Source organism: Methylorubrum podarium (assembly GCF_022179745.1).
GTDB classification, from domain to species: domain Bacteria; phylum Pseudomonadota; class Alphaproteobacteria; order Rhizobiales; family Beijerinckiaceae; genus Methylobacterium; species Methylobacterium podarium.
On the sequence record NZ_BPRD01000343.1, the window covers coordinates 1 to 4,604 of the forward strand.

Sequence of the window (4,604 nt, forward strand, 5' to 3'; positions counted from 1 at the left end):
CCGACCTGGGCCTGGCAGCCGATTTCGCGTACCACGGCAAGGCACCTGCCGGGACGGAACTCTCGGTGGTCGCGCCGGCCGACGGCTCCGCGACCGACACGTCCGATCCGGGCGTGACCTGTCACGTGCATTGCAGCTGCCACCAGGCCATCACCGCGGACGCCGCTCCCCCGACGGCGCCCGCGGCGGCTGCCCAGCCCAACCGGTCCCGGTCCGTCGGCGCGCTCGCGTCGACCTGGCCGGACCGGCTGTCGAGGCCTCCTCGCGCCTGAGGTGACCGCGCCACCGAGGTGGCACGGGCCGCCCGGCGATCCGCCGGGCCAGTCGATCACCTTACGTGAACATGCGGGATCGACCGTCACCGCCGCGCAGGCGGGCAAGCGGCGTCCCGGTCGAGTCAGGCTCAATGCGCATTCTCCTGTCCGTGGTCATCCTGGCCACCGGCATCGCCATCGGCGGTGCCGTTCCCCGCGTGTCCGAATTCGTCCAGGACGCCCTCGCCTCGGTCGGGGTCCCGAGGATCCACCCGGCGCCCGCCGCCGGTCAGCCCTCCTCCGAGACCGACGTCCCGGAGCCCGCGGGCGAGCATCCCCGCCCGCGAGGGGCGAAGCCGGAGACCGGGCCTGCGACCGCCAAGCATCCGCACGGGGAGGGTGGGGGAGAGGCCGAGCCGACCGTGATCAAGATGCAGCCCGAGCAGGTTTCCGGGCAGGACATCACGGTCGTGACGGTGGAGGGGGGCACGCTCGCGCGCCACCTTCTCGTTCCCGGCACCATCGCGCCGGACGCCGACCGGATCGCCCGGGTGCCCGCGCGCGTGGTCGGGATTGTGGCCGAGATGCGCAAGCGCCTGGGCGAGGAGGTTGTGAAGGGTGAGGTCGTCGCGGTGCTCGACAGCCGCGAGGTCGCGGACGCCAAGAGCGAGTATCTCACCGCCTCAGTGAAGGCAGAGCTTGAGAAGACCAATTTCGATCGGCAGCAGGCGCTTTGGGAAAAGCGCATCTCGGCCGAATCGGCCTTCCTCAATGCCAAGGCCGTCTATTCGGAGGCGCAGCTTCGCGTCGACCTCGCCCGGCAGAAGCTCTCCGCCCTCGGCCTCAACGCCGCCGAGGTGGCGAGCGCGGCCAAACGGGACGAGACCACGCCCAACACCTCGACGCTGCGCCGCTACGAATTGCGCTCACCGCTGAGCGGGCGCGTGGTTGAGCGCAAGGTCGACCTCGGCACCGACGTCGGCGGTCAGGGCGACCCGGACGACCTGTATACGGTCGCAGACCTGTCCACCGTCTGGATCGAACTGGCGGTGCCAACCACCGAACTGGCCAAGGTCAAGGAAGGCGCGCGGGTCCTGGTCACCCCGAGCCAGGGCGACGCCGACAAGCAGGCCGAAGGCAAGGTGATCTTCGTCAGCCCGATCCTGAACCCGGACACACGCTCCGCCCGCGTCATCGTCGGGCTGCCGAACCGGGACATGGCCTGGCGGCCCGGAACCTTCGTCACCGCCGAGGTCGAGGTCGGCCAGGATGCGGTCAAGGTGCGGGTTCCGAAGGCCGCGATCCAGACCGTCGCCGGCGAGAAGGTCGTCTTCGTGCGCACGGCCACCGGTTTCGAGAAGCGCGAGATCGAGCTCGGGCGCTCCGACGACGATGCTTACGAGGTCGTCTCGGGCCTGAGGCCGGGCGACGAGATCGCGGTCGCCAACTCCTTCCTCCTCAAGGCTGAGCTCGGCAAGGCCGCGACCGGCGACAACGACTGAGCGAGAGCCCGCCCATGATCTCCCGCATCCTCGACTTCTCGGTCCACCAGCGCTGGCTGGTGCTGCTGCTGTCGCTGCTGGCCGCCGGCTTCGGCGGCTACGCCCTGACCAAGCTGCCCATCGACGCGGTCCCCGACATCACCAACAACCAGGTGCAGATCAACACGGTCGCGCCCTCGCTCTCGCCAATCGACATCGAGAAGCAGGTCACCTACCCGGTCGAGACCGCGCTCGCCGGGATCAAGGGCCTCGAATACACCCGGTCCTTATCGCGAAATGGCTTCTCGCAGGTCACCGCGGTCTTCGCGGAGAAGCTCGACATCTACTTCGCCCGCCAGCAGGTCGCCGAGCGCCTGTCCCAGGTCAAGCAGGACCTGCCGCCCGACGCCGAGCCCCGCATGGGCCCGATCTCGACGGGCCTCGGCGAGATCTACATGTGGTCGATCCACTACGCGAAGCCGGACGAGCGGACGGTGTCGCCTGCGGGCAAGCCGGGCTGGCAACCGGACGGCAGCTACCTGACCCCGGAAGGCCAGCGGCTCAGGACGGAGCTGGAGCGGGCCGCGTACCTGCGCACGGTGCAGGACTGGATCATCCGGCCCCAGATCAAGACCGTGCCGGGCGTGGCCGGCGTCGACGGCATCGGCGGCTTCGAGAAGCAGTACCACGTCCAGCCGGACCCGACGAAGCTCACCGCCCTCGACCTCTCCTTCTCCGACGTGGCGCGGGCCTTGGAGGCCAACAACGCCAACCAGGGCGCCCGCTACCTGGAGGACAACGGCGAGGGCTACGTCGTGCGCGCGGCCGGGCGCCTGGAGAGCATGGGGGAGATCGAGAACGTCCTCGTCACCACCCGCGGCGGCGTGCCGGTGCGGATCAAGGACATCGCCGAGGTCCGGATCGGGCGCGACCTGCGCACGGGCTCGGCCAGCGAGGACGGGCAGGAGGTCGTCGTCGGCACCGCGCTGATGCTGATCGGCGAGAACAGCCGCACGGTCGCGGCCGCGGTCGACGCCAAGATGACGGAGATCCGCAAGTCGCTTCCGCCCGGCGTCGAGGTCCAGACGGTCCTCAACCGGACGCTCCTGGTCGAGGCCACCATCAGGACCGTGGCCAAGAACCTCGCGGAGGGCGCGGCCCTCGTCATCGTCATCCTGTTCCTGCTGCTCGGCAACATCCGGGCCGCCATCATCACGGCGCTGGTCATCCCCGTCGCCATGCTGATGACCATGACCGGCATGGTCGAGGCGAAAATCTCGGCCAACCTGATGAGCCTCGGCGCCCTCGACTTCGGCCTCATCGTCGACGGGGCGGTCATCATCACCGAGAACGCCCTGCGTCATCTCGCCGAGAAGCAGCACGGTCTCGGTCGCACCCTCGACACCGAGGAGCGCCTCGCCACGGTGCGGGCCTCGGCCGAGGAGATGATCAAGCCGTCCCTCTACGGGCAGGCGATCATCATCCTCGTCTACGTGCCGCTCCTCACCTTCACGGGCGTCGAGGGCAAGATGTTCGAGCCGATGGCGCTGACCGTGATCATCGCGCTGGCCGCCGCCTTCGTCCTGTCGCTGACCTTCGTGCCGGCCCTGATCGCCATCGTGATCACCGGGCGCGTCACCGAGAAGGACAATGTCATCATCCGCGCCCTCAAATGGGCCTATCGGCCCGTGCTGGCCGGGGCGGTGCGGGCGCCGATGGTGTTCATCGTCGCGGCGTTGCTGCTGCTGGCCGGGGCCGGCCTGCTCTTCACCCGGCTCGGCGCCGAGTTCATCCCGACGCTCGACGAGAAGAGCATCGCCATGAACGCGCTGCGCATCCCCTCGACTTCGCTGTCGCAGTCGCAGGCGATGCAGCTCAAGATCGAGCAGGCGATCCGCCGCTTCCCGCAGGTCGCCTACGTCTTCTCGAAGACCGGCACCGCCGAGGTCGCGTCCGACCCGATGCCGCAGAACTCCTCGGACACCTTCGTGATCCTGAAGCCCCAGGAGGAGTGGCCGGACCCGGACCTGTCCAAGGCCGAGCTCCAGGAGAAGATCGAGAAGGCGGTCGGCGCCCTGGCCGGGAACGTGTTCGAGTTCTCCCAGCCGATCCAGCTGCGCTTCAACGAGCTGCTGGCGGGCGCCCGCGGCGACCTCGCCGTGAAGGTGTTCGGCGAGGAGTTCGGGCCGATGACGAAGGCGGCCGACCAGATCGCCGAGATCCTGCGGGGCATCGACGGGGCCGAGGACGTCAAGGTCGAGCAGACGGCGGGCCTGCCCTTCCTGGAGATCAAGATCAACAAGGCGGAAGCGGCGCGGCTGGGGCTCAGCACCGGCGCCGTCCAGGAGGTCATCGGGGCGGCCATCGGCGGCAAGGACGCCGGGCTGGTGTTCGAGGGCGACCGCCGCTTTCCCATCGTCGTGCGCCTCAGCGACAAGGTGCGCGAGAACCGGGAGGCGTTGGAGAACATCCCGGTGCCGCTGCCGCCCGGCCCGAACGGGCGCGCCGCGTCGGTCCTCCTGAAGCAGGTCGCGAGTTTTTCCGTCGCGGAAGGGCCGAACCAGGTCTCGCGCGAGAACGGCCGGCGCCGGGTGGTCGTGACCGCGAACGTCCGCGGGCGCGACATCGGCTCGCTCGTCGCCGAGGCGCAGGCCAAGGTCGCGAGCCAGGTGCGGCTGCCCTCGGGCTACGACGTGACCTGGGGCGGCCAGTTCGAGAACCTCGCCTCGGCCCGCAAGCGCCTGATGATCGTGGTGCCGGTCTGCTTCGCCCTGATCTTCCTGCTGCTCTACTCGGCGCTGGGCTCGCCCCGGGACGCGCTGCTGGTGTTCAGCGCCGTGCCGCTGGCGCTGACCGGCGGCATCGCGGC

General features: G+C 69.7%; 3 protein-coding genes. All 3 read left to right on the plus strand.

The annotated features are described in order from the left end of the window. On the plus strand, positions 1-272 hold a 272-nt coding region (locus MFF42_RS16965), incomplete at its 5' end, for a hypothetical protein (RefSeq protein ID WP_238256804.1). A 134-nt stretch (positions 273-406) separates the two neighbouring features. Beyond that, positions 407-1,756: an efflux RND transporter periplasmic adaptor subunit gene (locus MFF42_RS16970; protein ID WP_012752978.1), complete on the plus strand. Its 1,350-nt coding sequence runs from the start codon at positions 407-409 to the stop codon at positions 1,754-1,756. A 14-nt stretch (positions 1,757-1,770) separates the two neighbouring features. Further along, the coding region (locus MFF42_RS16975) for an efflux RND transporter permease subunit (RefSeq protein ID WP_238256805.1) at positions 1,771-4,604 on the plus strand (2,834 nt) is incomplete at its 3' end.